The following is a 1,050-nucleotide window of genomic DNA, read 5'->3' on the forward strand; positions in this document are numbered from 1 at the left end:
GGCTCTGTTGCACAAATTGGCTGATGGCCGGGGTTCCCCTTTCCCCGGACAGACTTATCCCACGGGCTCTGTGACAGGGATGCCGAGCGCGGTGTAGCCGTTCAGAACGGCGATACGGACCTGAAGCTCCGCGACCTGTCGGTCGAAGTCCCGTGCCATGAGGCGCTGCCCCAGCAGTTTCACACAGTTCATCTTCGTTTCGACGCGGCTTCGGCGGTGGTATCCGCTCCATCGTCGCCAGAGGGCACGACCGAGGTATTTCGATGCCCGCAATGCTTCGTTTCGTGCGACCGCGCCGACGGTGACGGTCTTCCACGGTTTGGCATTCTTGCGGGGCGGGATGACAGCGTGGGCGCCGCGGTCAGCGATTGCATCGTGGCATTTGCGGGTGTCGTAGGCACCGTCGGCAGTGACACTGCTGATCTGCTCGTACGCCGGGATCTGGTTGAGCAGGTCGGGTAACACCGGCGCATCGCCGATATGGTTCCCTGTGATCTCTACGGCCCGAACCTCCAGCGTTTCCTCATCAATCCCCAAGTGGATCTTGCGCCAGACGCGCCGCTTGGGACCACCATGCTTGCGGGCGTGCCACTCGCCTTCGCCCTCCACCTTGATCCCGGTGCTATCGATTAACAGGTGCAGCGGGCCCTTCGCGCCACGGTAGGGGATGTTGACGGCCAGGGTCTTCTGGCGGCGGGACAGGGTGCTGAAGTCTGGCACCGCCCAGTCCAGGCCGACCAGCCGCAGCAGGCTTTCGACGAAGCCTGTCGTCTGCCGAAGCGCCATGCCGAACAGCACCTTCATCGAAAGGCATGTCTGGATGGCGGCATCGCTGTAGGTCTGCTGACGGCCACGCCTGCCTGTCGGCGCGGCATCCCAGCTCATCTCGGGGTCAAACCAGATCGTCAGCGAGCCGCGGCGCTTGAGCGCTTCATTGTAGGCTGGCCAGTTCCTGGTCTTGTAGGTCAGGGGTGTAGGTCTGCTCATGCATCCCAGCTACCACGCTGGATTCATGAGATGAATCCCACACGGGATTTGTGCAACAAAGCC

General features: G+C 62.5%; 1 protein-coding gene. It reads right to left on the minus strand.

The genetic code is table 11. The annotated features are described in order from the left end of the window. Positions 1-54: 54 nt before the first annotated feature. Positions 55-987, minus strand: a complete 933-nt coding sequence (locus ACFMBG_RS24125) for an IS5 family transposase (RefSeq protein ID WP_421057173.1) — start codon at positions 985-987, stop codon at positions 55-57. Positions 988-1,050: the final 63 nt, after the last annotated feature.

Source organism: Leisingera coralii (assembly GCF_049056525.1).
Classification (GTDB): Bacteria; Pseudomonadota; Alphaproteobacteria; order Rhodobacterales; family Rhodobacteraceae; genus Leisingera; species Leisingera coralii.